Origin of the sequence: Cedecea davisae DSM 4568 (assembly GCF_000412335.2) — a bacterium.
Classification (GTDB): Bacteria; Pseudomonadota; Gammaproteobacteria; order Enterobacterales; family Enterobacteriaceae; genus Cedecea; species Cedecea davisae.
The window spans coordinates 1,161,356-1,185,055 of sequence record NZ_KE161030.1; the positions used below are offsets into that span (position 1 = coordinate 1,161,356).

Sequence of the window (23,700 nt, forward strand, 5' to 3'; positions counted from 1 at the left end):
GCGGGTTACCACGTCGCCTTACGCGCCGGTAAAATATCGGACAAATGTGGGATCAGGTCGTTTAGGGCGCTGAACTGATGGCCGGCGAAATATTCCAGCGTCGGCAGGTAAAAAATAAAGAACAGCAGCCCGGCAATGCACTTAAGCGGCACGGTAAGCACCGTGGCCTGGGGCTGAGGGCTGTAAATGCTGAGCACGCCGACGGCGAAATCGAGGAACAGCAGCAGCAGTACCAGCGGGCCTGCGTACAGCACGGTGTCGATGAACATCTGTTTGACCTGGGCGAGGAACGCCAGAAACCCCTGCTCTCGGAAGGCCGGGAGCCAGCTGTCTACGGGCCACAGGCGGTAGCTGTCCCAGATAACCTGGGTCGCCAGAGAGAGGCCGAAATTGACTATCAGCACCATCATCGACCATTGCAGCAACATATAGCCCAGCGGCGTTTCATCCGCACCCAGCGCCGGGTTGAGTTGCCCCCCGCTCAGCGCCCCGCGCTGGTTGTCAAACAGCACGCCGACCGACTCAAAAAGCCAGAACGGCAGCGCCAGCAGATAGCCGAGAAAAATCCCCAGCACCACTTCTTTGAGCATCATGGCAACAATGCCCCACTGGCTATGGGGCGCGCCGGCAAGCAGCGGCACAATAGTTGGCGTGACGAACAGCGCCAGCGGAATAACGATAGCGGTGCGGATCATGCCTTTCAGAGCGGAAAAAGCGAACAGCGGAGTCAGCAAAACGCAGGGGTAGATGCGGGCAATGGCCAGCCCGAGCGCCAGCATACCGTTGAATATGGGCGTCAGTTCGGCCGCAATCATCTCAGCGACCCTGAGGCGGCCATCATCGAGAAGGCGGACTGGGCCAGCTCAATCATTTGCAGCCCAATCCAGCGCCCGCTTAAGGCAAGAGTCGTCCCCACTGCCACCAGCTTGATGGCGAAGGGTAGCGTTTGATCCTGTAGCTGAAACACCGCCTGCAACAGGGAAACCACGATGCCCACCAGCACGGCGACCACCAGCGGCGGGGCGGAAAGTACCACCACCATCAATACCGCCTGCTTAAACATGTAGATCATGTCCATAACGCCTCACATATAGCTATAGAACAGGCCGTCGAGCAGGCGCGTCCAGCCGCTCACCATTACGAACAACAGAATTTTTAGCGGCAGCGAGATGGTCATCGGGGACACCATCTGCATGCCTAACGCGAGCAGCACGTTGGAGACAATAAGGTCGACCACCAGGAAAGGGATGAAGATCAAAAAGGCGATTTTGAAACCGTTTTGCAGCTCGGAGAGTACGAAAGATGGTATCAAAATCAAAAGGTTGTCGCGCTGGTTGATGATTTTGTCGGACAGCGCTTTCGGCCACATACGCTGGCTGTTTTCCATCAGGTGCGTTTCCAGATCCGGATCGCTGTTGCGCAGCATAAAATCAGTCAGCGGCTTGATGCCGTATTGCAGGCTGCTCTCTAAGCGTTCGGCATTGGTGGTGTCGATGGGTTTTTCCTGAAAGCGGGTTTGCATCCCGTCGAACACGGGTGCCATCACGAAGATTGTGGCCGCCAGCGCGATGCCGTACAGCGCCATGTTCGGCGGGGTTTGCTGCACGCCGATGGCGTTGCGCGTCAGCATCAGCACCATCGAAATCTTTAAAAAGCTGGTGGTTATCATCAGCACCAGCGGCAGGAGAGAAATCGCACCCAGCAGAATGGCCAGAGCCAGCGGGTTGAATGAACTGATATTCTCCGCCATCAGACCGGCTCCAGCGCCGCACCGGTATTGCGCAGCATCCGGGTAATCTGAAAGCCCAGCGTGCCGTTAACGTCAACCAACTCACCCTTAGCTAGCAGGTTATTGCCGTGGCACAGCAGCGCTTCGCCCGGCGTAACGTGCTGCACCAGCACCGTCGAACCCGCATCCAGCTGCTGCAATTCGCCGAGCGTTAGCTGTAAGTTGCCGCAGCGGATCGTCAGTTCCAGCGACAGGTCGTCGAAACTCCCCCTTGTTGTCTGCCATTCAGCTCCGGGGACAACGTCGCCGTCCCGTTGCTCGTCATACTCCAGGGGGGCGTTTGGGTAAGTCATGGTTAGCTCCTCGCTAAACGTTATGTGTAGTAAGTCTCTGTGAGCGGTTTGGGCCGCCGGTTCCAGCTGGACCTGAAATTGTCGCCGCGCCAGCGGCAATGCTCCCTGTCCGTCGGGGGAAAAAAATGTCTCCGTGGGCAGCAGCAGATCTCCAGCGGCCAGGCCGCGAGCGCGCCCGCAGGAAAGTTGCAGCCTGCCGACGGTGAGCGGGAGCCGCAGGGGCAGATCCGGGGAGAGCGGGATAACAAGCCGTTGCCAGGCCGGGTGCCGTGCCAGCCGCTGTAGCGTATTCCAGCTGAGCGAAACCGGGCTATGGGCTTGCTCTTCACCCAGCGTAATCTCAAGGCGCAGCGTGATATCGACTAGTTCTGCCTCCGCTCCCGTCGCAGGGCGCAGGTATTCGAGTAATTCAACCAGCTGCGGGCTGAGCTGCTGGCTAAAGTAGCTCCAGTACCAGCCGCTTTCCGGGGAGGGTTCGCCGGGGAGCGCGGGGCAGTCGGCCATCAGCCCCAGAACCGGGAGTGGAGCGCCGAATAGCAGCGTTCCTGCCGCACAGCTAAAAGCTTCCGCCTGCCCTGGCTTTTGGGCGGCGAGGGTTGAAGGCAACAAGCGCAGTTCGCCGTGTTCGCCAGCGCAGAAAAAAGGAAGCCGCCGACCGCTGCCAATCCAGCGCCGCAGCTGAGCCTCCTGTAAGGGCTGAGGGCTAAATGCCAGCCGCTTCATACCGCCTCCCGCCGCTTAAAACGCAGGCGCACGTTCTTGCCCAGGCGGCCGCTTAACGAGCGTTGTCCGTCTTTTTCAAAGCCGCGTACTTTGTCCCAGGCGTGGCCGGAAAAGCCGAGTGCAATATCCAGCACATCGCCGCTGGCGGGGGTGATTTGCGCCACGACTTCGCCCAGCTCCGGCAGCAGCAGGCTAAAGCGGGCGGGCAAGGTTTCCTGCTGTTCGATACCCTGAATCAGATGCGGCTCAAGCATCGCCATCAGCCGGCTGGCCTGCGATTCCGTGGCTTGCTGAGGTTGCTCTGCGCCGCCTAAGGAGCCATCAAACAAATTGAGTGAAAGCACCGGCATCAGCGGAGACGGTTCTTCGTCGGACAATAAATCGCTGAACTCTTTTTCATCGCGAGCCAGTTTCTGGCGGTCGCCGGCGCGGCTGAAGGCCGGAGCGCGTGCGGTCGCAGACGGCATATTGGGCATCGGCGCATTGTTGCCCGGCTGGCGGGGAATGCGCGGCGCTGGCTGAGCGTTATCCCGAGCTTTGTGTTCGGGCGCAGCAGGATGCGTTTGCTGCCAGGGCTTAGGTTGCTGATGTGTTTTTAGCGCGTGATGGATCATGCCGGGTCCCCCTGGTTCTGTTTAAGCAAATACTCCATTTTTTCTATTTCTCGTCGGCAACGCTGCACCGCGAGCTGCGCGGCGCTGAGCTGTTCCTGTTGCTGCTCAACTTCTTCATTTAACCGGTGCGTATGCTGAAGCTGCTGAATAACATCCGAGCGTTTCGATTTTTCAACATCCAGCGTTTCCCGCAGGTCGTTGAGCGGCTGAATGACGCCGCTGTACTGCGGCACAAACGCTTCCCGCAGTTGCAGATAGCCGAGCTTCTTCTCTTCAAGCAATTGCCTGCTTTGCCCGGCAGCGTCCCGGGTCCGCGTGAGCTGGCATTCCTGCTCATGCTGTTCGCGCTCGCAGCGGCGCAGCCTGCGGCGGCGGATCGGCAGAAGCGTGTTCAGCACCTGATTCAGCGCCAGCAGTTGAGGGTCGGGAGAGAGCGGCATTTCGGCATCAATGTGGCGGCGCATAGGCAATCACTTCCTGTAGCAGTTGGCGGGTAACGTCGAATTCGCTGGGCGCGTGGTTTGCCTGGCGCAGAAACCCGTTAATCGCATCCTGGGCCTGTACGGCGGCGTCGGTCATTGCATCGTTGCCCGGCTGGTATTCGCCGAGGCGGATCAGCATTTCCACCTGCTGATAAGCCGACATCATCTGGCGCAGCGTGCTGGCCTCGGCAACGTGCTCCCGCGCTACCACGTTGCTCATGGTGCGGCTGAGGCTGGCGAGAACGTCAACGGCAGGGTAGTGGCCGCGCTCCGCCAGGCGGCGGGTCAGGACGATGTGCCCGTCAATCAGGGAGCGGACTTCGTCGGCAACCGGGTCGTTCATTGAATCCTGCTCAATCAGCACCGAATAGAGGGCGGTTATCGAGCCGCGTGACGTTTTCCCCGCCCGCTCCAGCAGCCCCGGCAGAAGGGTATAAACCGAAGGCGGCAGGCCGCCGCGCCCCGGCGGTTCACCCAGCGCCAGGCCGATTTCACGCTGGGCGCGGGCAAAGCGCGTCAGGGAGTCGATAATCAGCAGCACGTTTTTGCCTTTGTTGCGGAAGGCTTCGGCAATCGCCGTGGCGGTAAAAGCGGCACGGGCTCGCTCCATGCTGCTGCGGTCGGAAGTGGAGCACACCAGCACGGTGCGGGCGCGCAGTTCGGCGTCCAGTTCGTGGTCGAGAAATTCACGCAGCTCGCGGCCACGTTCGCCTATCAGCCCAAATACGATGGCGTCGCAGGGCGTGTTGCGGGCCATTTCGGCCAGCAGAGTTGTTTTCCCGCAGCCTGCTCCGGCAAACACGCCAACCCGCTGACCCACGCCAATAGTCAGAACGCTATCAATGGAGCGGATGCCGGTTGGCAGCGGTGTGTCGATGCGCGGCCTGTCGGTTGGCGGCGGAGCATCGCCCAGCACCCCGCTGGCGTCGGGCGTTTCGCTGGCGAGGGCAAATGCAGACAGGCTATCTTCGTCGATGGCGCGGCCAAATCCGTCCAGCACGCTGCCGAACAGGCTGTCTGACACGCAAATTGAATGCGGCTGAAACAGCGGCGTGACGCGAGCTCCCTGGGCGATGCCGTCCAGCGGCCCCAGGGCGGAAAGCAGCGTATGGCGCGGGTTAAAGCCAACGACTTCTGCCATCACTTCCCCATCGGCACCGCGGCTGATAAGGCAAAGATCGCCGATACGCGCCTGCGGCAGGCTGCTTTCAAGCAAAATGCCGCTGATGCCGGTGATGCGCCCGTGGGCACTGACGGCGTTGAGTTTGCCCAGGGAGCCGTGACGGCTGGCGAACCAGGTGTTGAGGTCGTTCTGAGCGCTCATCATTACCACTTCACCGCAATATTTTCACGGCCGCCAAACTGCACGCTGTCGCCGGTGATGCTGGTCAGACGTAGCCCGTTGCGTTCGTCACCAACGAACAGGCGCTGTCCGTCTTCGGTGACAATATTGGCGTGCGGCCCGGCGGTTATCTGTACGATGCGAAACGGCAGGGTGGCTTCGCGCACTTTGGTTTTGTTGTTCAGCGCCACGCTAAGCTGGTAGTCACCTCGAATGCTGTCCACCATGCGGCTGACGATGGGCAACTGGTTTTCTTGTAAATCACCGCTCAGGATAATGCCCTGCGGAGTGCTGGTGATCTGCACCTTGTTGTACAGCTCGCGTTCGCGAAGATCCTGCTCGAGCACTACGCGCAACTCGTTGCTGTTAGTGATTGCCGGTTTAATCTGCGGCTCCTCGTCGCTGTTTTGCTGGGCGATACCCGGCTGGAGCACCCAGCTAAAAATGGTAAAGGTCAGCAGCAGCAGGCCAGACAGGGTAAAAATCTGCGCCCAACGCGGCAGTATTCTGCCAAGCCACGAGCGGCGTGCCGCCGGAGCGGGCTTATTCGCCGGGCTGCCGATGGGCTCGCGCGCTGCGGATGCGGGCTCGTTGTGGTCCGCCACCGGCAGAGGCGGCGGAAGAGGGCGGCTGTCCCACTCTTCATCGGCCGCTGCGAGGGTCAGCCAGACGCCGCCTACGGCAAAAATTTCGCCGGGCTGCCAAAGCTGCTGCCCGGTCAGCCTCTCGCCGTGGCGCTGGCAGACCGTGCCTTCCATCGGCGTGAGCATCCAGCCTTCGGCGCTGCGGCTAAGCTGGGCATGGCTGGCTTTTATTCCGCCGTCGCTCAGCTGCAAATCGCTTTCGGCCGCGTTGCCAAGCCGCCAGCGCTCGCCGCTAAGGGGCAGCGCTGCGCCTTCATGTAATCCGTTTAATACTCTCAGCTCATACATGGCGGCTACCTTTATGCTGTGAAGGCGTCAAGCGCGTTTTGGTGGATATCGAGGCGGCCCAGAACGTTAACCGGCAGGTTGAATTGCAGCTCGGCGAACGACAGGACGGGAACGTGGTGGAACTCATCCTGGATAAGCTGGCGCAGCGGGCTGCGCAGGTCCTGAGCGGAGAGCAGCACGCTGGTCTGGCGCTGGAACAGGGGGAAAACTTCGCGCAGCTGTTCCAGCAGCAGGGCGTGCTTATCCTGGCTGAGGGCAAAGAAGGTTTCGTTTTGCGTCTGGCGCAGGCTGTCGCGCAGTATCTCTTCGGTTTCCGGCGTCAGTAGCCAGACCTGCATCCCGCCGTCGTGGCTGTACTGGTGGCAGATATGCTCTTTAATATCGATGCGCACCTGGTCCACCAAAAGGCCTACGTCGCGCTCGTGCTGGCCGTGAACGATAAGCGACTCGGTGATGCTGCGAACCGAACGCAGGGAAATACGCTCGGCCACCAGCCGCTGTAAGACCGCGCTCAGGCGGGTTATCGGGAAAATACGCTGGAACTCCTGGGCCAGTTCAGGGAGGTCCATTTCCAGCCAGGAGATAATGGCGCGGGTTTCCTGAAGCCCGATAAAGCGCGGCCCGGAGGCGAAAAGCGCCTCTTCCATACGCGCCAGCAGCAGCTGATGTGAACTCCAGGACTCTATCTGGAACTTATCCAGCAGCGGGTCATTCTCTTCCAGCCACGCCCAGCCTTTTTCCTGCGGGTAGCCTTCCACCGCGAGTTCGGTCCCGGTCTCTTCCTGCTCCAGCAGGCGGTAGTCGAGCGCGCGTTTATGCGGCGTAAAAGTGCCGATGACCTTCGGGACTTCATAAACCAGGAAACGGAATTCGTCGTCCTCCTGGTAGGGGGAAAAGTCGATGTTGAATACCGGCAGCGTGAAGCCGTATTGATTCACGATGCGGTTGCGCAGGCGGCGGATGTCTTCTATCAGCGCCAGGGTTGCAGGGTCGCCCGCGCGGGCTGAGGAAAAACTCAGCACAAACAGGCGGCTGGGGTTAAAGGTGCGAATATCTTCTTCACCGTTGGCCTCGGGGGCGACAAATTCGGTGGGTGAACTGTTGGCTTTTGCACGTTTGGCGCGCCACAGCTGAAACAGGCCGGAACCCAGGGTAATAAAACCGAGCACGATAAAGACCAGCGTCGGCATGCCGGGCAGCAGGCTGAAGCAGAACATGCCGATGGCCGACATTATCCAGGCTTTGGGCTGGTTGGTGAGCTGGTCGCTGATTTCGCGGCCAATGTTGTTGTTCGGGATATCTTCGTTCGCCGACACGCGGGTGATCATCATCCCGGCGGTAAGCGAGATAAGCATCGCCGGGATCTGGTCAATCAGGCCGTCGCCGATGGTCAGAATTGAATAGACGTTGGCCGCATCTCCCGCCGCCATGCCCAGCTGTAGCACCCCGATACAGAAGCCGCCGACCATGTTAATGCTCAGAATCACTATTCCGGCTACCGCATCGCCCTTCACAAACTTCATGGCGCCGTCCATCGCCCCGAAAAGCTGGCTCTCTTTTGCCAGGTCTTCACGCTTGCTTTTCGCCTGCTGCACGTTGATAAGCCCGGCGCGCAGGTCGCTGTCGATGGACATCTGTTTGCCCGGCATCGCATCAAGGGTGAAGCGCGCGGCGACTTCCGCGATGCGCTCCGAACCTTTGGTGATAACCAGGAAGTTCACCACGGTGAGAATAAGAAACACCACCAGGCCTACCGCCAGGTTGCCGCCGACCACAAAGTTGCCGAAGGCGGTCACGATATGCCCGGCATTTTGCTGGAGCAGGATCTGGCGCGTGGTGGAGATAGACAGCCCGAGGCGGAACATAGTGGTCAGCAGCAGCACTGCCGGGAAGGTGGTAAACGCCAGCGGCTTCGGGAGGTACATCGCCGTCATGATAAGCAGGCATGAAACGCTGATGTTTACCGCAATCAGCACGTCGATAAGCCCCAGCGGCAGCGGGATTATCAGCATGAACACTACCGCCAGAGCGATGAAAGCCCCGACCACTTCGGAGCGCTGCATGGCGGTTATCGCCAGGCGGTTAAGAAGATTAAACAGAGTGTTCATTGGTTATTCATCCTGGTGAAATCCATTTACTGCGCAATCTGGCTGCGTTTTTCCCACGCGGCATACTCGCCGTTCAGGGTTCTGAGCAGCAGTAGCGCATTGTTGCGGGTGTCATCGTTGCCGCCCCAAATCTTCTCCGGCAGCCCCTGTAACAGAGTTAACAGCCCGTTGAAAAACAGCGATTGCTGCATCGGTTTTTCCCCGACAACTTGCAGGCCAAGCTGGGTCAGGTCGCGGGAGTAAAACCCGTTGCGGCACATGCTGAGCAGGGAGCGGGTCATCACGTCGGCCCCCATCGTGACGTGCTGGTATTTGCTTTTTAGCCGGTCGAGGAACTGGGCCACTTCCGACAGCGTGTGGGTAATAGCGCGGGCATCGTTCAGGCCGGAGAGTAAACGGCGCAGCGCGGTGGGTGGAGCGGAAGGGGCCAGGGCGGCAATATCGTCCGACATGGCGCGTTGCAGGGTGCGCAGCGCCGGAACAAAACCGTCCGCACCAAACTTATCCAGCAGCAGATCCATGATGTTGTCCGCCGACTGCTGGTTGATAACGCCGTCGTAGTAAAGCTTGCGTAGCTCGCGCTTCTGCGCCGGGTCGCTGGTGAAGGCGGCAATTGCCGGAGCGGTATTGACCCCGGCGTTGATCTTCTCCGGATGGCGCTGCTGGAGTTCGGCCAGCATCTGCCCGACCTGCGCCGCCAGTTCAGGGTTGCTGCCGTTGCGCAGGCGCATCGCCATCAGGCTGAGGGTCACAAAGGCGGATGCGGGATCTCCCTCGGCCAGCTCAAGCAGGGCGTCCAGGTCGGGGGCCTTATGGCCGCTGCCGGAAAGTAGCTGCTCAAAAGCCGACTCGCGCCCGGCCTGGCTCTGGCCGGAAGGGCTTTCCAGCAGGCGTCCAAGCTCTACCAGATGGGTCACTTTAATTGCGGCTACGGAGATGCGGCGCAGCTGGCTGCTCTGCGTGCGCTGCTCTTCGTGTTTTATCTTCTGCTCAATACTTTCGGCAAAGGTCGCCGCCATAGACTCCTGGGCGGCGCTCGGACGCTGCGGCGTGGGGGCCGCTCGCGTGGCGGAGGACGTGCTGCTTGACGTGCTCTTGTCGCTATTTGTGTCGTTGAGCAGCTCATCGACCAGGGCGTCGGCCTGTTCGCTTTCAAGACGCAGATTATGGTGATGGTGGTGCTGGGGAATTCTCATGTTCATTGCGGTATGCCTTAGCCGATTCGCCTGTCCATATGTGGGCTAAGGCCCTGGCGGGTTCCCCGTGAATAAAAAAATTTCCGCCGCTGTAGGTTGTGTAAAAAGTTGCACAAATCGCTGATTGGTCTGTGTTTATTGTTACGCAAATAGTTCTGATTTCTTTAGTTTAATTGAACAAAATCATGTTGTTATGATGTGATTTTTCGCTGGCATAGCTCTTGCTAAACGACGAACTCCTGAATCCATTCAAAAAAGGTGTTCACTATGTCAGCGATGTTTGATTTCGAATCACAGGTTTTCCCGTCAGCGCAGCCCGCGTTTGAAGCCAACGTGGTGCAGGGAGAATTCCCGGCGGTAAACTGGGAGCGCGTCATGCGGGACAACGAGCAGCGTCTGTATAATTTTATTCGTAAAAGGGTGGCGAATTTTGCCGATATAGAAGACCTGGTGCAGAACACCTGGTATGAGGTTTTCCGCAACAAGCATAAGTTTTGCGGTACCTCGCGCCCGGAAACCTGGATGTTTGGTATCGCGGTCAACCTGGTGAAGAACCACTATAAATCGGTCAAGGTCAGCTACCTGCATGACGAACTGAACGACGATGTGCTCGGCACGCTGGTGCACTCCGAGCAGCCGGAAGGGATAACGGAAGGGAAGGATATCCTGTCTAAAGTGTTACAGCGTATTGCGCAACTCCCTGAAGACTATCAACAATTATTGCAATTAATCGTCGATAACGATATCAGTTATCAGGAGGCGGCCGAGCGAATGACAATCCCTATCGGCACCGTTCGCTCCCGCCTTTCCCGCCTGCGGCAGTCGCTAAAACAGGACCTGGGGTGGGACAGCCTGAACTGAGCCTGTGGCGCTTCGTTATCCTCTGAATGAGAAGAACAACAACCTATGAAACAAGACGGCGGGCCGCACCTACGGCCCAATGACTATCCGCACCTGCTAAGCGCCGCTTTCAACAGCATGTGCGAGATGGTTTTCATTGTTGACAGGGATTTCAATATTGTTTTTGCCAACCAGAAAGCGCTCGGCATTTGCCTGACGGCGGATGCCGGGCTGCTGACCGGCGAGAATATTTTCACCCGCCTGCGCGGCTACGGCGATTTGCCGCTGCTGGGCGTGGTTGAGCGGCAGCTGGAGCGGCCGGAAAATGCGCCCTACGGCGATAAAATCAATGCCCGATTTGATGCCGGAGAGGGGCAGGTTATTCCGGTGGAGGTTTGCCCGAGCCGTTTTGAATATCAGGGCCAGATCTGGACCATGATGGTGGTTTGCGATACCCGGCATCGCAATGATATTCATCGGTTTTATTACGATCGCGAGAACGAGCTACGCGATATTCTTGATAACGTGCCGGACGCGATTCTGCGGGTAGACAGCGAGCAGCGGCTGCTGTACGCCAACGAAACCGCGCTGTGCTGTATGCCGAACGGGGCGGCCTCGATTGGCCTGAAAATGGACGCTTTGATCGGCGATTCATCCCTGATGGAGCAGATTGGCTGGTCGCTACAATTGGTCCTGCGCAAGCACGTCCAGCTGGAGGCGGTGCTTCACGGTGTGGTAACCGGCTCGCGGGTGGCGCGTATTTACCAGGCACGTTTTATACCCGAGTTCACCCGGCAGCAGGTTTTACGCTCCGTGCTGGTTATCGCCCGTCCGGCCTCGCGGCAATATTTTGCCGAGCAGCAGGTGCGCCAGACCCACGAGCAACTGCGGCAGATGACCCAGAAGCTGCAAAGCAGCGTCGAGAACGAGCGTAAACATATGGCGCGCGAAATTCACGATGAACTGGGCCAGCATCTGACTTCGCTGCGGGTGGGAATTTCGCTGCTCGGGCAGAACCATCCCGCTCTGCAACATGAAGTCGAGCCGCTCACCCAACTGGTTGATGGCACGATCAAAGTTGTGCGCGATATCGCCACTCAGCTGCGCCCTGCGGTGCTGAATATGGGGCTGAAACCGGCGTTAATCTGGCTGCGCGATCAGTTCAATAAACACCGCTCCGGGGTCTGCACGCTGACCATCCAGCCGCTGCCTGTGTCGCTGTGTGATGATGAGGTGACGGCGATTTTCCGGGTGGTGCAGGAGTCTTTGACCAACGTTCAGCGCCATGCGGGCGCGCGTGAGGTGGAAGTAAAAGTTCTGACGCGGGGCAAAATCGTGCTGGTGTGTATTAATGATGATGGCCAGGGGTTCGATCCTGGCCTGGTATCCGACCGGGCTTTCGGCCTGCTGAGCATGCGCGAGCGCTGCATGATGAGAGGCTGGATCTTCAATATCAACAGCACGCCGGGAAAGGGCAGCTGCGTACACATTGAAATTCCGTTTTCCGCCCCCGGCGTCGCTAAAGCTTATGATAGCGAATAGCGAACTTAATGATGTCGGCGTTATTGTCGAACTGCATTTTCTCCATCATGCGGGTTTTGTGGGTGCTGACGGTTTTATTGCTGATGTTCAGCGTCCCGGCAATACCGTTGACGTTCTCGCCGCCGCTGAGCAGGCGCAGGATCTGTTTTTCCCTCTGGGATAGCGTGGCGTAGCGGCGCAGCTGGTCGTTTTCCTGAGTTGAGAAAACTATCGCTTCCGCAAGGGAGGGATCGATGTAGCGCTGGCGGGCGGCGACGCGATGGATGGCGTGCAGTAATGTTTGCGGCGCCTGATCTTTAGTAATAAAGCCGTGAGCGCCGCTGGCAAGCACCATCTGGGCTATTTGCGGCTCGTTATGCATGCTAAGCACCAGCACCGGCAGGCTCGGCCACAGCCGGGTTATCTGCTGCACCAGCTCCGGGCCGGACTCGCCGGGCATCGAGAGGTCAAGCAGCAAAACATCAACTTCTATTTCCGTTAGTAGCGAGAGTACCGTGCGCCCGCAGCCGGCTTCCGCCACCACTTTGATTTTCTTATCCAGCGAAAAGATTTGTTTCAGGCCCTCGCGCATCAAAATGTGATCGTCGGCGAGGAGGAGTCTGATTGCCATACCGTCTGTCATCCATAATTTATAGTTATTAAATTGTTCATTTTTATAAAAATAGTTATCACGCACGAATTGCAAAGACGCGTGTTAAATGAACATAACAGCCCCGCCGCGGCGAATCTACCTTTGCCTGGAGCGATAAAGGTTGCAGCTTGTTACAAGTTCTGTGCGCGGGCAGCCTCTCTTTTGTTGCCGCGAAGGAACCAGGCAGCGCCTCTCCCCACTTAACCTTTTGACTCAACAACTAAAGTGGAGAGATATCATGCCGTTAAACAGCGTAGATACCAGCTTGCGGGTCGATCCTGGCCTGATAAGCGGTAATGCTAACCGTCGGGTTTCTATGCGCATCGCGCTGGAGCCGACTAATCCTGAACATTACGAGCGCACGGTCAATGTTTCTGCCCGCCAGGCCGACGCGCTCTATTACGCCAACAAGGCGATCGACGATACCTGGCGCGTGCTGGATATGGGCTCCGGCAACCAGAAGAACCATATTCGCGCCACCATGGGGGAGTCCTACAAAAGGACGCTTTTGTCGCAAAAGGCAACCGGGAATGGGGATTACACAGTTCGCGCCTGGGAAGCGTCGAAGTTTCGCGCCGGTAACTGCGGTGAAATGGCGGCGGTAAATGCGCTGCTGCTGGCTAATTCTCGCGTAAAGCAGCCGGTTTCCGTGGTGCACAATCGGGATGTAGACCATGCCTTTGTAATAATCGGCGACCCGCGGGCTGACAACAAATCGATTGTTTCGGACGCCTGGCCGGAATTTGGCCGCGCCATCCGGCTGAAGGATGCCAAATTCGGCGATACTTTCCATGTTTTGCAAACTTTCCAGCCCGGGCACCGGGACGATGATATCAGTGAGAAGCTGCTGCGAGGCAGAAAGGCGACTCAGGCCGAGGTGGATAAAGAGTTCCGCAAGGCGGCACCGCAGCTGGCGAAACTCAGCCCCGAACAGCTGAGGGACAGCACGGTAGCCGGGCCGGGATACGTTCAGCGCCACGTTTCGAGGAACCTCGGCATTCGCTATGACGGGGAAGACAGCCGCGGCGCGATGCAATCATTCGATCAGTCTTTGTCGGTTAGCCAGCTAAGGTCGCGGATGAGCGGGCCTGCCGCCGCGTCCGAAGCGCAACAGCGTGTGGCCCCGACGCCAACGTTTAGCAGTAACGATCGCCCGCGTAACCGTACCGACTCCTTTGCCGCAGAATCTTCATCCCGCGGGCGCAGGCCGAGAACCGCATCGAACGCGGTGCCGCCGCCGGTGAACCGCCGCCGCGCAAACTCCATTGATGTGCGCCCGGCGCCCGTTTATGCCCCGCCTCCGGCACCGGGAAACATGTACGGCACGATCCCTTTACCGGCATCCGGGCCTGCCTACAATTATGGTCCGCCGCCCGTCGCGCCGGTTTATAGCTACGGGCCGCCGCCGGTCCACGCCCACCCGCATGCTCCGGTTTCGGCCAGCCGCCCGCTTTACCGCGAGCCGCCGGTTATTCCGCCGGACGTTTACGGCACCGCGCCGGCGCCCGCTCGTTCGCGCCCTCGCTCAAACTCCGTGACCGCCGCTTTCCGGCGGATAATAGGTAGCTAACCATGCCCGCACCCTCACATTTAGCGCAGGTATTGCAGCCGCTGCTGGCCGATGAGTCAGGCCAGCGTGCCGAGCTGGAAAATGCAGAAGGCTATTCCGTTGAGCTGAGCGCGGGCGTGACGCTGGAGATAAGCGAATCCCCGCCGGGGCATATTTTGCTTAGCTGCGTGCTCCCCGCACGGCCGACGAGGCTTAGCGACCCGGAAACGCTGTCGGTGTTATTGCAGGCCAATTTGCTGGGAATGGATTACCCGCCGGTGCTCACCGGATTGTTAACCGAACAGCAGCAGGTGGTGCAGTGGAGCTGCCTCCCGTTCCATCAACTGGAGCCGGAAGTCCTGAAGCGGTTGTTTAACCGCTTTGCATTGCAGGCCGAAAAACTGGCCGCCTGGCTGGTGTAGCGTGAGTCGTCACGTTTTAGCCGCCGTTGCGCGGTTAGAACGTGCCGTTCCGCAAGTCAAAAGTGAGAAAAAAACATTAGGGGAGAGGAGCGGAAAGGTGAAACAATAGTGGCTGTTTATACAGTGTCTCGTCATACTTCGAGCCACAGGCGCGTTGGCGTCACTAGCTCGCCCCAGTCACTTACTTAAGTAAGCTTCTGGGGATTCTCTAGCTAGCCGCCTTCCTGCAACTCGAATTATCCAGAGAAAGAAGTGATGTTATGGCTTTGTCGTCGGCGCAAAAAGCGCAAATCGGTGCCTGGTATAAGGCGCTCCAGCAGCAGATCCCGGATTTTATTCCGCGAGCGCCTCAGCGGCAGATGATAGCTGAGGTGGCGAGAACCCTTGCCGGTGAAGAAGGGCGGCATCTGGCGATAGAAGCGCCGACCGGCGTCGGCAAAACGCTCTCCTATCTGATCCCCGGTATCGCCATCGCCAGGGGGGACCAGAAAACGCTGGTGGTAAGCACCGCCAACGTCGCCCTACAGGATCAGATTTTCAGCAAAGATCTGCCGCTGCTGCGCAAGATTATCCCCGACCTGAAATTTACCGCCGCCTTTGGGCGCGGGCGCTACGTTTGCCCGCGTAATCTCGCGGCGCTGGCGACGGACAACTTTGCCCAGGGCGATCTACTGGCGTTTCTCGACGACGAAATGGCCCCCACCAGCAAAGACGAGCAGCAGCGCTGCGCGAAGCTGAAAACCAGCCTCGACGGCTATAAATGGGACGGCCTGCGGGACCATACGGATGAGGCGATTAGCGACGATCTGTGGCGGCGGCTGAGTACCGATAAGGCCAGCTGTCTTGGGCGGAACTGCCACTGGTATAAAGAGTGCCCGTTCTTTGTTGCCCGCCGGGAAATCGACGAGGCGGAAGTGGTGGTGGCTAACCATGCGCTGGTCATGGCGGCGCTGGAAAGCGATGCGGTGCTGCCGGAAGCGAAAAACCTGCTGCTGGTGCTTGATGAAGGGCATCACCTGGCGGACGTGGCGCGTGACGCGCTGGAGATGAGCGCGGAGATAACGCCGGGCTACAGCCGTTTACAACTCGACTTGTTCAGCAAGCTGGTGGAAACCTGCATGGCGCAGTTCCGGCCTAAAAGCCCGCCGCCGCTAACCGTTCCCGAGCGTTTGACCAACCATTGCGATGAAGTCTACGAACTGTTGCATTCGTTTAACGCCATTGTCAGTCTGTGGCTGCCCGGCGAGCGCGAAGGCGAGCACCGTTTTGAGATGGGCGTTTTGCCCGAAGAGATAATGGTTATTTGTCAGCGTCTGGCCAAGTTGATGGAGTCGCTGCGCGGCTTATCCGAAGCGCTGCTTAACGATCTGAGCGAAAAAACCGCCAGTCATGACATCGTGCGTTTGCACCGTGCGCTGCTGCAAATGAACCGTGCCCTGGGCTATTTTGAAGCGCAGAGCAAGCTGTGGAAGCTGGCTGCGATGGAGCAGGCCTCGGGCGCGCCGGTTTCAAAATGGGTCGCGCGGGAAGTTCGTGAAGGGCAGGCTCATCTGTTTTTCCACTGCGTGGGCATCCGGGTGAGCGATCAGCTGGAAAAAATGCTCTGGCGTAAAGTGCCACACGTGATTGTGACTTCCGCCACGCTGCGCTCGCTTAATCGCTTCGATCGCCTGCAGGAAATGAGTGGGCTGCGCGAGAAGGCGGGCGACCGTTTTATTCACCTCGACTCGCCGTTTAATCACATCGAGCAGGGGAAAATCGTCATTCCCAAAATGCGCTACGAGCCGCTGATGGAGCATGAAGCGCAGCATATTGCCGAAATGGCGGCCTTTTTCCGCGCCCAGCTTGCAGCGGGTGAGCACAAGGCGATGCTGGTGCTGTTTGCCAGCGGCCGGGCGATGCAGCAATTTATGACCCACGTTACCGATCTGCGCCTGATACTGCTGGTGCAGGGCGATCAGCCGCGTTATCGGCTGGTGGAACTGCACCGCAAGCGGGTTCAGGCCGGGGAAACCAGCGTCCTTATCGGGCTACAGTCCTTTGCCGAGGGGCTTGATCTGAAAGGCGAGCTGCTCACCCAGGTGCATATCCATAAGATTGCTTTCCCGCCGGTGGACAGCCCGGTGGTGATAACCGAAGGCGAGTGGCTAAAAAGCCTTAAGCGCTATCCGTTTGAAGTCCAGAGCCTGCCGAGCGCCTCTTTTAACCTGATCCAGCAAGTCGGGCGTTTAATTCGCAGCCACGCCTGCTATGGTGAGATTGTGATTTACGATCGTCGTTTGCTGAGTAAGCGCTACGGCGAACGGCTGCTGGCCGCGCTCCCGGTGTTCCCCATCGAGCAGCCCGAAGCGCCGGAGGCAAAACCAATAACAACGACGCCGAAACACACCGTGCGGCGCAAACGTGTGGGCAAGAAATAGCAAGGAGAGTCTGAATGGACTACCGCAAAATCATTAAAGAAATTGGCCGTGGGAAAAACCACGCCAGGGATCTCGATTTTGATACGGCTCGCGGGCTGTACAGCCATATGCTGAAGGGGGAAATCCCGGAACTTGAGCTGGGCGGGGTGCTGATTGCCCTGCGCATAAAGGGTGAGGGCGAAGCGGAAATGCTCGGCTTTTATGAAGCGATGAAGCAGCATCTGATCGCCCTGACGCCGCCGCCCGGTAAACCGATGCCGATTGTTATTCCTTCTTATAATGGCGCCCGCAAGCAGGCCAACCTTACGCCGCTGCTGGCGCTGCTGCTCAGCAAGCTGGGCTATCCGGTGGTTGTGCACGGCGTAAGCGATGATCCAACCCGCGTGCTGACGGAAACTATTTTTACCCTGCTGGGCATCGAGCCGACTCGCCATGCCGGGCAGGCGCAGGCGAAACTGGAGTCGCATCATCCGGTTTATATTCCTGTCGGCGCACTTTGCCCGCCAATGGAAGAACAACTTGGAATGCGCTGGAGAATGGGCGTGCGAAACAGCGCCCACACGCTGGCGAAACTGGCGACGCCGTTTGCAGAAGACGCCGCCCTGAGGCTTGCCAGCGTTTCCCACCCCGAATATGTGTCCAAAGTAGCGAAGTTCTTTGCCGATATTGGTGGCCGTGGGCTGCTGATGCACGGCACGGAAGGCGAGGTGTATGCCAACCCTCAGCGCTGCCCGCAGATAACGCTAATTGACGGCGAAGGCGCCCGGGTGATTAGCGAGCGCCAGACCGACCTTGAGTCTGAAGACGTTGTGCTCCCGGCCGGTAAAGATCCTGATGTTACCGCCCGCTGGATTGAACGCTGCGTGGCGGGCGTGGAGCCGGTACCCCGGTCGCTGAAGATTCAGCTGGCCTGCTGCCTGGTCGCCACCGGTGAGGTTGCAACGCTTGAGGCGGGTTTAGCTCGGGTAGCTGAAGTTTTCTGAATGACAGGCAAAAAAAGCCCGCGACAGGCATCGCGGGCAAACAAGGGTAACATCAGGGTTAAACAAGGGTAGTGCTATCAAGGCCGATGAGGGTATCAGCCTTAATGAGGGTAATGCTCAGGTGCAGTGATTATTTGTAGATAACTGCGGTGCCGCTCATACGGCCATCGGTGTTAGCAGAAGTGATGGCGTAAGCAGATGCGCCAGCAGCGTCGGCTTTAGCGGCCAGTTTTGCTTCCAGGCTGTCCAGAGTAGATGCGCCGGTTACGGAAACTACGCCAACTTTATTCAGGTTTTGTGCCTGAGTTTCATTCACTGATTGCGCAGCGAAAGCACCGAAAGAAAGAGTAGAAAGAGCGATTGCAGCTACAGCATATTTGATGGTTTTCATGGCTAAATTCTCGCAGGTTGTTCTGTTAAGGTGACGTTGTTCCGTCGATGTGATTATGGTCACACTTTTAGGCGGAAGAATAAATCGAAGAGAATTGACGGCCTTAATCAAAAAAATTGAATTAGTTATAACTTATTGAAATAAATAATGATTGCCGGGTAAATAGTTTCACTGCGTGACGTTAACCATGGAAACCCTTAGTTTGCGCACTTTTTGCTACTCTTTTTGCCGCTGCTGGTCTTACCTGATGTGCAATCGCTTGCGCAGCATTTTTAGCGTTGTTTTGGCTTTTAGCGCTGTATGCTGCGGGGGGAGCTTTTATAATGATGTTCTTACTTTTCAACCCGATCGGATGAGGTTCGATGGAGATAAAGCTGCACTCCAACGCCACAACTACGCCGCGTACCCGCAAGTACATTCAGGAGTCCGATAAAACGGACGGCGAGCTGGCGGAGGAACTGAACATATCTGTGGATACCGTTCGCCGCTGGCGCATGCGCGATGACTGCTACGATAAATCCCATCGTCCGAATACTATTCACCGGGCGCTGAGCCACGAGCAGGAAGCCATACTGGTGTTTCTGCGCCTGCGGCTGGCGCTTTCGCTGGATGAATTGCTTGAGGCTGCTCGTTTGCTGGTGCAGCAGGGTATCTCCAGGGCCAGCGTCAGCCGTGCGTTGCAAAATTGGCAGCAATCGAGAATTACCCGTCCCGATCTGAACAGCGCCTGCGGCCATTTATGGCTCGACGTTTTCCCCCTCCCGGAAGTGATTAGCCATAAGCAGGGCGAGCTTCTGGTCTTTAGCGACCGGGTTTCTGGCTATATGGCGGTGGCGCTGCGCGAACGCGGCTGCGTGGGAATACCCGACCCGCTGGTCGGCTTCTTGCGTCAGGGTCTGCTGTTGCCGGTGCTTTCTATTACCGCCCGACCTTCAACTTTTGCTCAGCAGCTGGCGGAGGCACTTTCGGTGCCGCTGCATCCTGCCCCCGAGGAAAGCTGGCAGCAGCAGGCTAAGCAGGGGAACTATCGGCAGGAGCTCGAGGCGCTATTAAACGGTGAGCGTTTTGACAAACGTCTTGGGCTGGGCGCGGTGCTGCTGGAGTTCGAAGATTTGCTGAACCAGAGAATTATCCGCAGCCGCCTGAAAAACCTTACCCCGGCGGCGTGGCTCCGGCTAAATCAGCCGTCGGCTGGTAAATAAAAAAAGCGCCCGGATGGCGCTTTTTTGGGTTATCTGGCCTCGCAAAGCGAAAGCAAATAGTGGGTTAACAGGTGCGCGGGGCGGCCGCTCGCCTGGGTAAACTTGCCCCGTGAAAGCGCGGTTCCGCTGACGTCAAGGTGCGCCCAGGGGCGATGATGGCAGAATTTACTCAGGAACTGGGCGGCCGAAACCGCAATCGCCGCGTTGTTCGGCGGGGTGTTGGTCAGGTCGGCAATGGTGCTTTTTACCTGGCCGTCGAAGCTTTCGTCCAGCGGCAGCGGCCAGACGCGATCCTGCGTCAGGTTGCCCGCGTGCTGTAAGCGCTGGCTCAGGAATTCATTGTTGCTCATCATGCCGGAGATATCGTAACCCAGGGCTTTCACTACCGCGCCGGTCAGGGTTGCCACATCAATTATTTCTGCGGGTTCGAAACGTTCGGCGGCGTAGCTAAGCGCGTCTGCCAGCACCAGCCGTCCTTCGGCATCGGTATTCATGATTTCGACGCTAACGCCAGCGTGCGCCTTAACCACGTCACCGGGGAGCATGGCCGTACTGCCCGGCATGTTTTCGGCCAGCGCCATCACCGCGACAATATTGAGCGGCAGGTTTAACGCTTTTACCGTTTCCATCATGCCAAACACCACCGCCGCGCCGCACATGTCATATTTCATGGTGCGCATCCCTTCGCCTTCTTTCAGCCACAGGCCGCCCGTGTCGAAGGTAATGCCTTTCCCGACCAGGGCGTAAACCGGGCTATGCTCCCCGGCACCCTGCCAGCGCAGCGTCACCAGGCGGGGAGGGTTTACGCTACCTTTCCCCGTGGCGTGCAGGCAGCCGAGGCCGCCGTCAAAAATAGCCTGCTCGTCGAGGACTTCACAGCAAGTTTGCGGGTGTTGAGCTGCCCACTCTTCGGCGCGGCGAGCAACGTCCTGCGGGCGGCAGTCCTGGGCGGGTAAATCCGCCAGCTGGCGCGAGAGCAGCATCCCCCGGGCAATGGCTTCTGCCTGGGCCGCCAGACGCCGGGCCAGAGCGTTGTTCGGCTCGGCAACCAGCCACAGTTCGCCTTTACTTTGCGGCTGTTCGCGACGGTAGCCAAGTTGAGGCAGCTGATAAAAACGGTTCATGATGGCGACCAGCAGGCCGCGCAGGCGCACGAAAGTAGTTTCATCCGCCAGGTTAAAACCAGCGAGATCCAGCGCCACCGGCTGCTGTACGGGGGAGGGGAGTAACGTTTCAATGGCGTTCAGCAGGCGGCGAAGAACTGCGGGCTGCGTAATGTCAGATTCGGGCAGCAGCGACAGGCGCTGGCAAACGCCCAGCAGGCCAAAAGAGGTGGTTTGTGCTTCATCGTGATGCGCCATCTCTATTAATAGCGGCTGAAGCGCATTCGGCCAGCGGCTGCCGGAAGTGTTCCACAGCAGTAGATGAGCCTCTTTGAAACTGGCGTCGGGTGAAATTAACTGGCATTTCATTGGATGACCTCGGCGGTGATGCGTTGTTGATAGGCGTCCAGCCATGCACGGTCTGCGGGGCGAATAAGCGTTTTGTTGCCTTCGCGAGCGGTGAGGAAGACCTGAGCCGGTTGGTCAGGGGTGGCGACCGAGAAAGAGAAGTTATCGATAGTTGTGGCGGCACCGTATTCGCCGCGATTGTTCATGCAGACGACGGACAGGTCGCCCGCGCGGCCATAGCGCGCAATCAGTTTCGCTTCAAGATCGTAAACCGCCGACTCGGCTGCCTGCTGCGGCGACATGCCGCGCGCCATGCGGCTGACGATTTCATAGCTGATGCAGCCTTTCATCAGGTCTTCACCGAGGCCGGTAGCGGTAGCGGCACCAATTTCGCTGTCGGCATAGAACCCCGAGCCGGAAACCGGCGAGTCGCCAACTCTGCCGGGGCGTTTCATAAACAGGCCGCTGGTGGAGGTGGCTACCGACATTCTCTGCTGAGCGTCCAGGGCAATCACGCCGACGGTATCGTGCCCGGTGTAAGGGCTGAGGCCGCGATCCAGGGTTTCACGCTTGCGTTTGAGGTAGTGGTTATGGGCGCGGCTGGTCAGCATTGTTTTGCTTTCAAAGCCCCGGCTTCGCGCCCACTCTTCGGCACCTTCGCCGACCATAAAGCTATTAAATCGCTCCTCGCTGAGCGCTCTTGCCAGCAGAATAGGGTTGGCGATGTTTTTTACTCCGGCAACCGCGCCCAGCGCAAGGCTGGTACCGTCCATAAAGGCGGCATCCAGTTCCACCTCTCCGCGTTCGTTAGGCAGCCCGCCGAAGCCGACCGATTTGTAGAAGGGATAATCTTCCACGCATTTTACCGCGTGAACGACCGCATCGCTGGCCGAACCGCCCTGTTGTAGCTGCCCGGCGGCCTCGCCGATACCTTCCCACGCCATACGCCAGGTGGCGATCGTTCCCCATTTTGCTGATAACGTCATGTTTAACTACTCCGTGGCGGGTTTACTTTCAGTCGTGGCAACGGGCGCTTCGCTGGCCCGATACTGCCGGTCGACGACTTTGAGGAAGGGCAGATAGATGATTGCCCCGATGCACAGGTTAATAAGCTGGATAACCGCGCCGCTGAGATGGCCGGTAACGATAAACCCGCTCAGCACCGGCGGCAGCGTCCACGGGATATAAACCCCGGTGGTGGTGGCGACCATGCCGACCGACATCGCGATGTACTGCACCGTAACCAGCACCAGCGGCACCAGATTAAACGGGATAAGCATTATTGGGTTCATGATAACGGGCAGGCCAAACAGCACCGGCTCGTTAATATTGAAGAGGGAGGAGCCTGCGGCGAGGCGCGAAACGTTTTTGATGTGCTGGCTGCGGGCGAACAGCAGCATAGCAATCACCAGAGACAAAGTTGCGCCCGCGCCGCCCATCCAGATCATGTCATAGAACTGCTCGGTAACCACGTGCGGCGGCGGCATTCCGGCCTGGGTGGCGGCGAGGTTGTCCATCTGGTTTTCCATCCAGAATGGCCGAAGAATACCGTTTACCATCGAGCCGGAGTTAATACCCACCGACCACAGGCTGGTAATGCTGAAGCAGGTAAACAGCGCGCCGATATAAGAGGTGCCAAAGTGGCGAATCGGCGTGGCGAGCACTTCATAAACGAATTGGTGAATGGTGTGGTAGTCGGTTTTAGCGAACAGCACCCGCACCGCCAGGGCGATGACCAGAATCAGTAATGAAGGGATAAGAGCGGCGAAAGAGCGTTGCACGGCAGGCGGCACGCCGTCGGGCATTTTTATCACCCAGTTCTGGCGCAGCATCCAGGCAAACAGTTCGGTGCTGGCAAGCGCGCCCAGCATAGCGACGAACAGCCCTTTTGAGCCCAACCACTCCATGGGAATAATATTGCCGACATCAGGATGTTTGGCGAACGGCGTGAGGATCAGAAAACAGGAGAGCGATAAAATACCGGAAGACATTCTGTCTATGTCGTAGCGCTCCGCCAGCCGGTAGGCCACCAGGAAGCTGATAAACAGCGCCATGGTTGAGAAGATCGCATTGAAAGGAATTTCGACGGTGGCGGACCATCCCTCGCCAAAAATGGAGGCCATAAACTGCTGGTATACGGTGCTCGGGAACGAAGAGATCACCAGCAGAATTGAGCCAACGATAATAAACGGCATGAACGAGATATAGGCATCGCGAATGGCGCCTAAATGACGCTGCTGCGCCATCTTAGCGGCCAGGGGCATCAGCCGGGCTTCTATTGCGGCCATCAGGTTTTTCATTTTACCGCTCCGTAAGTAATCACAAGAGACAATTCTTGCGTGTGATTACCTTAGTGATTGTTCAGAGCGAATAAAGTGAGTTAATTCACAGATGAGCCATATAAGTATCATATGATTACTTGATTTTTTTTGTGGGGTTTTTAGCGCAGAGAGAATAAAAAAGCCCCGCATAACGGGGCGTGGTGACGGTACGCGGGGCTATTTGTAGATGGTGGCTGTGCCGTAGAGGCGATTATCGCCGCCGGCCGAGTTGATGACATAGCCGGTCGCACCCTGTTCTTTGGCTTTTTCGGCCAGCTTGGCTTGCAGACCGTCAAGCGTGCCGGCTTTGGCGGTTACCGTACCGACCGGACGCATCTGGCCAAGGTTTGCGTCACTCATTTCCTGGGCTGCCATTGAGGCAAAAGGCAGTGCAGCAAGAGAGATAACCGCAGAGAAATACAGCAGTTTTTTCATCTTTACATCCTCTTGAGCGTTAGGAGCGGAACAC

General features: G+C 58.1%; 23 protein-coding genes. 7 read left to right on the forward strand and 16 right to left on the reverse strand.

Annotation, left to right across the window (positions count from 1 at the left end; all coding sequences use genetic code 11):
• Nucleotides 1-5: 5 nt before the first annotated feature.
• The 10 genes from sctT to sctW are packed head-to-tail and all read right to left on the reverse strand — an operon-like array spanning nt 6 to nt 9,485.
• Complete coding sequence (gene sctT, locus HMPREF0201_RS05515) at nt 6-815, reverse strand: type III secretion system export apparatus subunit SctT (protein ID WP_016535512.1); 810 nt, start codon at nt 813-815, stop codon at nt 6-8.
• A complete protein-coding gene (sctS, locus tag HMPREF0201_RS05520) occupies nt 812-1,078 on the reverse strand; it encodes a type III secretion system export apparatus subunit SctS (RefSeq protein WP_016535513.1) in 267 nt (88 codons plus the stop codon). The genes sctT and sctS overlap by 4 nt, the downstream gene beginning before the upstream one ends.
• A 6-nt stretch (nt 1,079-1,084) precedes the next feature.
• Entirely contained in the window at nt 1,085-1,750 is a 666-nt protein-coding gene (sctR, locus tag HMPREF0201_RS05525) for a type III secretion system export apparatus subunit SctR (RefSeq protein ID WP_016535514.1), read from the reverse strand.
• Nucleotides 1,750-2,805: a FliM/FliN family flagellar motor switch protein gene (locus HMPREF0201_RS05530; RefSeq protein WP_016535515.1), complete on the reverse strand. Its 1,056-nt coding sequence runs from the start codon at nt 2,803-2,805 to the stop codon at nt 1,750-1,752. The genes sctR and HMPREF0201_RS05530 overlap by 1 nt, the downstream gene beginning before the upstream one ends.
• Nucleotides 2,802-3,419, reverse strand: coding sequence for a type III secretion system HrpP C-terminal domain-containing protein (locus HMPREF0201_RS05535; RefSeq protein ID WP_016535516.1), 618 nt, complete (start codon nt 3,417-3,419; stop codon nt 2,802-2,804). Before HMPREF0201_RS05535 ends, HMPREF0201_RS05530 begins: the two co-directional genes overlap by 4 nt.
• Nucleotides 3,416-3,883 carry a hypothetical protein gene (locus tag HMPREF0201_RS05540; RefSeq protein WP_016535517.1) on the reverse strand — a complete coding sequence of 156 codons (468 nt, stop codon included), beginning with the start codon at nt 3,881-3,883 and terminating at the stop codon, nt 3,416-3,418. The genes HMPREF0201_RS05535 and HMPREF0201_RS05540 overlap by 4 nt, the downstream gene beginning before the upstream one ends.
• Nucleotides 3,867-5,234 carry a FliI/YscN family ATPase gene (locus HMPREF0201_RS05545; protein WP_392397290.1) on the reverse strand — a complete coding sequence of 456 codons (1,368 nt, stop codon included), beginning with the start codon at nt 5,232-5,234 and terminating at the stop codon, nt 3,867-3,869. The genes HMPREF0201_RS05540 and HMPREF0201_RS05545 overlap by 17 nt, the downstream gene beginning before the upstream one ends.
• Nucleotides 5,228-6,175, reverse strand: a complete 948-nt coding sequence (locus HMPREF0201_RS05550; protein WP_016535519.1) for an FHA domain-containing protein — start codon at nt 6,173-6,175, stop codon at nt 5,228-5,230. The genes HMPREF0201_RS05545 and HMPREF0201_RS05550 overlap by 7 nt, the downstream gene beginning before the upstream one ends.
• 11 nt (nt 6,176-6,186) lie before the next feature.
• Nucleotides 6,187-8,283: a type III secretion system export apparatus subunit SctV gene (gene sctV, locus HMPREF0201_RS05555; protein WP_016535520.1), complete on the reverse strand. Its 2,097-nt coding sequence runs from the start codon at nt 8,281-8,283 to the stop codon at nt 6,187-6,189.
• Between the two features lie 26 nt (nt 8,284-8,309).
• On the reverse strand, nt 8,310-9,485 hold the full coding sequence (sctW, locus tag HMPREF0201_RS05560; protein ID WP_016535521.1) for a type III secretion system gatekeeper subunit SctW: 1,176 nt from the start codon (nt 9,483-9,485) through the stop codon (nt 8,310-8,312).
• A 261-nt stretch (nt 9,486-9,746) separates the two neighbouring features.
• On the opposite strand from sctW, the gene HMPREF0201_RS05565 reads away from it, so the two are divergent.
• Nucleotides 9,747-10,340, forward strand: a complete 594-nt coding sequence (locus HMPREF0201_RS05565) for an RNA polymerase sigma factor (RefSeq protein WP_016535523.1) — start codon at nt 9,747-9,749, stop codon at nt 10,338-10,340.
• A 45-nt stretch (nt 10,341-10,385) separates the two neighbouring features.
• Nucleotides 10,386-11,861, forward strand: a complete 1,476-nt coding sequence (locus HMPREF0201_RS05570) for a PAS domain-containing sensor histidine kinase (protein WP_016535524.1) — start codon at nt 10,386-10,388, stop codon at nt 11,859-11,861.
• On the opposite strand, the gene HMPREF0201_RS05575 is transcribed toward HMPREF0201_RS05570, so the two are convergent.
• Nucleotides 11,839-12,471, reverse strand: a complete 633-nt coding sequence (locus tag HMPREF0201_RS05575; RefSeq protein ID WP_039899157.1) for a response regulator — start codon at nt 12,469-12,471, stop codon at nt 11,839-11,841. The two genes, HMPREF0201_RS05570 and HMPREF0201_RS05575, sit on opposite strands and share 23 nt — an antisense overlap.
• A 259-nt stretch (nt 12,472-12,730) precedes the next feature.
• Here HMPREF0201_RS05575 and HMPREF0201_RS05580 point away from each other — a divergent pair, with 259 nt between their 5' ends.
• From HMPREF0201_RS05580 to ybiB, 4 genes are all read left to right on the forward strand, one after another.
• Nucleotides 12,731-14,062: a hypothetical protein gene (locus tag HMPREF0201_RS05580; RefSeq protein WP_039898024.1), complete on the forward strand. Its 1,332-nt coding sequence runs from the start codon at nt 12,731-12,733 to the stop codon at nt 14,060-14,062.
• Nucleotides 14,063-14,064: 2 nt separating this feature from the next.
• Nucleotides 14,065-14,463, forward strand: a complete 399-nt coding sequence (locus tag HMPREF0201_RS05585) for a CesT family type III secretion system chaperone (RefSeq protein WP_016535527.1) — start codon at nt 14,065-14,067, stop codon at nt 14,461-14,463.
• A 260-nt stretch (nt 14,464-14,723) separates the two neighbouring features.
• Nucleotides 14,724-16,883, forward strand: coding sequence for an ATP-dependent DNA helicase DinG (gene dinG, locus HMPREF0201_RS05590; protein WP_016535528.1), 2,160 nt, complete (start codon nt 14,724-14,726; stop codon nt 16,881-16,883).
• Between the two features lie 14 nt (nt 16,884-16,897).
• Nucleotides 16,898-17,866: a DNA-binding protein YbiB gene (ybiB, locus tag HMPREF0201_RS05595; protein WP_016535529.1), complete on the forward strand. Its 969-nt coding sequence runs from the start codon at nt 16,898-16,900 to the stop codon at nt 17,864-17,866.
• 130 nt (nt 17,867-17,996) lie between these two features.
• Here ybiB and ybiJ read toward each other — a convergent pair whose 3' ends face one another.
• Complete coding sequence (gene ybiJ, locus HMPREF0201_RS05600; RefSeq protein WP_016535530.1) at nt 17,997-18,257, reverse strand: DUF1471 family protein YbiJ; 261 nt, start codon at nt 18,255-18,257, stop codon at nt 17,997-17,999.
• A 362-nt stretch (nt 18,258-18,619) separates the two neighbouring features.
• Between ybiJ and HMPREF0201_RS05605 the strand changes: the two genes are divergently transcribed.
• The gene (locus HMPREF0201_RS05605; RefSeq protein WP_016535531.1) at nt 18,620-19,459 is read left to right on the forward strand and encodes a helix-turn-helix domain-containing protein; all 840 of its coding nucleotides are present in this window, start codon (nt 18,620-18,622) and stop codon (nt 19,457-19,459) included.
• A 29-nt stretch (nt 19,460-19,488) separates the two neighbouring features.
• On the opposite strand, the gene HMPREF0201_RS05610 is transcribed toward HMPREF0201_RS05605, so the two are convergent.
• The 4 genes from HMPREF0201_RS05610 to bhsA form a co-directional block, all read right to left on the reverse strand.
• Complete coding sequence (locus HMPREF0201_RS05610) at nt 19,489-20,931, reverse strand: leucyl aminopeptidase family protein (RefSeq protein ID WP_016535532.1); 1,443 nt, start codon at nt 20,929-20,931, stop codon at nt 19,489-19,491.
• Nucleotides 20,928-21,896, reverse strand: a complete 969-nt coding sequence (locus HMPREF0201_RS05615) for a glycosylasparaginase (RefSeq protein ID WP_016535533.1) — start codon at nt 21,894-21,896, stop codon at nt 20,928-20,930. The genes HMPREF0201_RS05610 and HMPREF0201_RS05615 overlap by 4 nt, the downstream gene beginning before the upstream one ends.
• A 6-nt stretch (nt 21,897-21,902) precedes the next feature.
• Nucleotides 21,903-23,210, reverse strand: coding sequence for a PTS cellobiose transporter subunit IIC (gene celB, locus HMPREF0201_RS05620; protein ID WP_016535534.1), 1,308 nt, complete (start codon nt 23,208-23,210; stop codon nt 21,903-21,905).
• A 198-nt stretch (nt 23,211-23,408) separates the two neighbouring features.
• The gene (gene bhsA, locus HMPREF0201_RS05625) at nt 23,409-23,666 is read right to left on the reverse strand and encodes a multiple stress resistance protein BhsA (protein ID WP_016535535.1); all 258 of its coding nucleotides are present in this window, start codon (nt 23,664-23,666) and stop codon (nt 23,409-23,411) included.
• Between the last annotated feature and the right edge of the window lie 34 nt (nt 23,667-23,700).

What these genes read in the sequence shown, in the direction of transcription:
- sctT (WP_016535512.1), bottom strand. Translation starts at nt 815, where the DNA reads ATGATTGCGGCCGAACTGACGCCCATATTCAACGGTATGCTGGCGCTC.
- sctS (WP_016535513.1), bottom strand. Translation starts at nt 1,078, where the DNA reads ATGGACATGATCTACATGTTTAAGCAGGCGGTATTGATGGTGGTGGTA.
- sctR (WP_016535514.1), bottom strand. Translation starts at nt 1,750, where the DNA reads ATGGCGGAGAATATCAGTTCATTCAACCCGCTGGCTCTGGCCATTCTG.
- HMPREF0201_RS05530 (WP_016535515.1), bottom strand. Translation starts at nt 2,805, where the DNA reads ATGAAGCGGCTGGCATTTAGCCCTCAGCCCTTACAGGAGGCTCAGCTG.
- HMPREF0201_RS05535 (WP_016535516.1), bottom strand. Translation starts at nt 3,419, where the DNA reads ATGATCCATCACGCGCTAAAAACACATCAGCAACCTAAGCCCTGGCAG.
- HMPREF0201_RS05540 (WP_016535517.1), bottom strand. Translation starts at nt 3,883, where the DNA reads ATGCGCCGCCACATTGATGCCGAAATGCCGCTCTCTCCCGACCCTCAA.
- HMPREF0201_RS05550 (WP_016535519.1), bottom strand. Translation starts at nt 6,175, where the DNA reads ATGTATGAGCTGAGAGTATTAAACGGATTACATGAAGGCGCAGCGCTG.
- sctV (WP_016535520.1), bottom strand. Translation starts at nt 8,283, where the DNA reads ATGAACACTCTGTTTAATCTTCTTAACCGCCTGGCGATAACCGCCATG.
- sctW (WP_016535521.1), bottom strand. Translation starts at nt 9,485, where the DNA reads ATGAACATGAGAATTCCCCAGCACCACCATCACCATAATCTGCGTCTT.
- HMPREF0201_RS05565 (WP_016535523.1), top strand. Translation starts at nt 9,747, where the DNA reads ATGTCAGCGATGTTTGATTTCGAATCACAGGTTTTCCCGTCAGCGCAG.
- HMPREF0201_RS05570 (WP_016535524.1), top strand. Translation starts at nt 10,386, where the DNA reads ATGAAACAAGACGGCGGGCCGCACCTACGGCCCAATGACTATCCGCAC.
- HMPREF0201_RS05575 (WP_039899157.1), bottom strand. Translation starts at nt 12,471, where the DNA reads ATGGCAATCAGACTCCTCCTCGCCGACGATCACATTTTGATGCGCGAG.
- HMPREF0201_RS05580 (WP_039898024.1), top strand. Translation starts at nt 12,731, where the DNA reads ATGCCGTTAAACAGCGTAGATACCAGCTTGCGGGTCGATCCTGGCCTG.
- HMPREF0201_RS05585 (WP_016535527.1), top strand. Translation starts at nt 14,065, where the DNA reads ATGCCCGCACCCTCACATTTAGCGCAGGTATTGCAGCCGCTGCTGGCC.
- dinG (WP_016535528.1), top strand. Translation starts at nt 14,724, where the DNA reads ATGGCTTTGTCGTCGGCGCAAAAAGCGCAAATCGGTGCCTGGTATAAG.
- ybiB (WP_016535529.1), top strand. Translation starts at nt 16,898, where the DNA reads ATGGACTACCGCAAAATCATTAAAGAAATTGGCCGTGGGAAAAACCAC.
- ybiJ (WP_016535530.1), bottom strand. Translation starts at nt 18,257, where the DNA reads ATGAAAACCATCAAATATGCTGTAGCTGCAATCGCTCTTTCTACTCTT.
- HMPREF0201_RS05605 (WP_016535531.1), top strand. Translation starts at nt 18,620, where the DNA reads ATGGAGATAAAGCTGCACTCCAACGCCACAACTACGCCGCGTACCCGC.
- HMPREF0201_RS05610 (WP_016535532.1), bottom strand. Translation starts at nt 20,931, where the DNA reads ATGAAATGCCAGTTAATTTCACCCGACGCCAGTTTCAAAGAGGCTCAT.
- HMPREF0201_RS05615 (WP_016535533.1), bottom strand. Translation starts at nt 21,896, where the DNA reads ATGACGTTATCAGCAAAATGGGGAACGATCGCCACCTGGCGTATGGCG.
- celB (WP_016535534.1), bottom strand. Translation starts at nt 23,210, where the DNA reads ATGAAAAACCTGATGGCCGCAATAGAAGCCCGGCTGATGCCCCTGGCC.
- bhsA (WP_016535535.1), bottom strand. Translation starts at nt 23,666, where the DNA reads ATGAAAAAACTGCTGTATTTCTCTGCGGTTATCTCTCTTGCTGCACTG.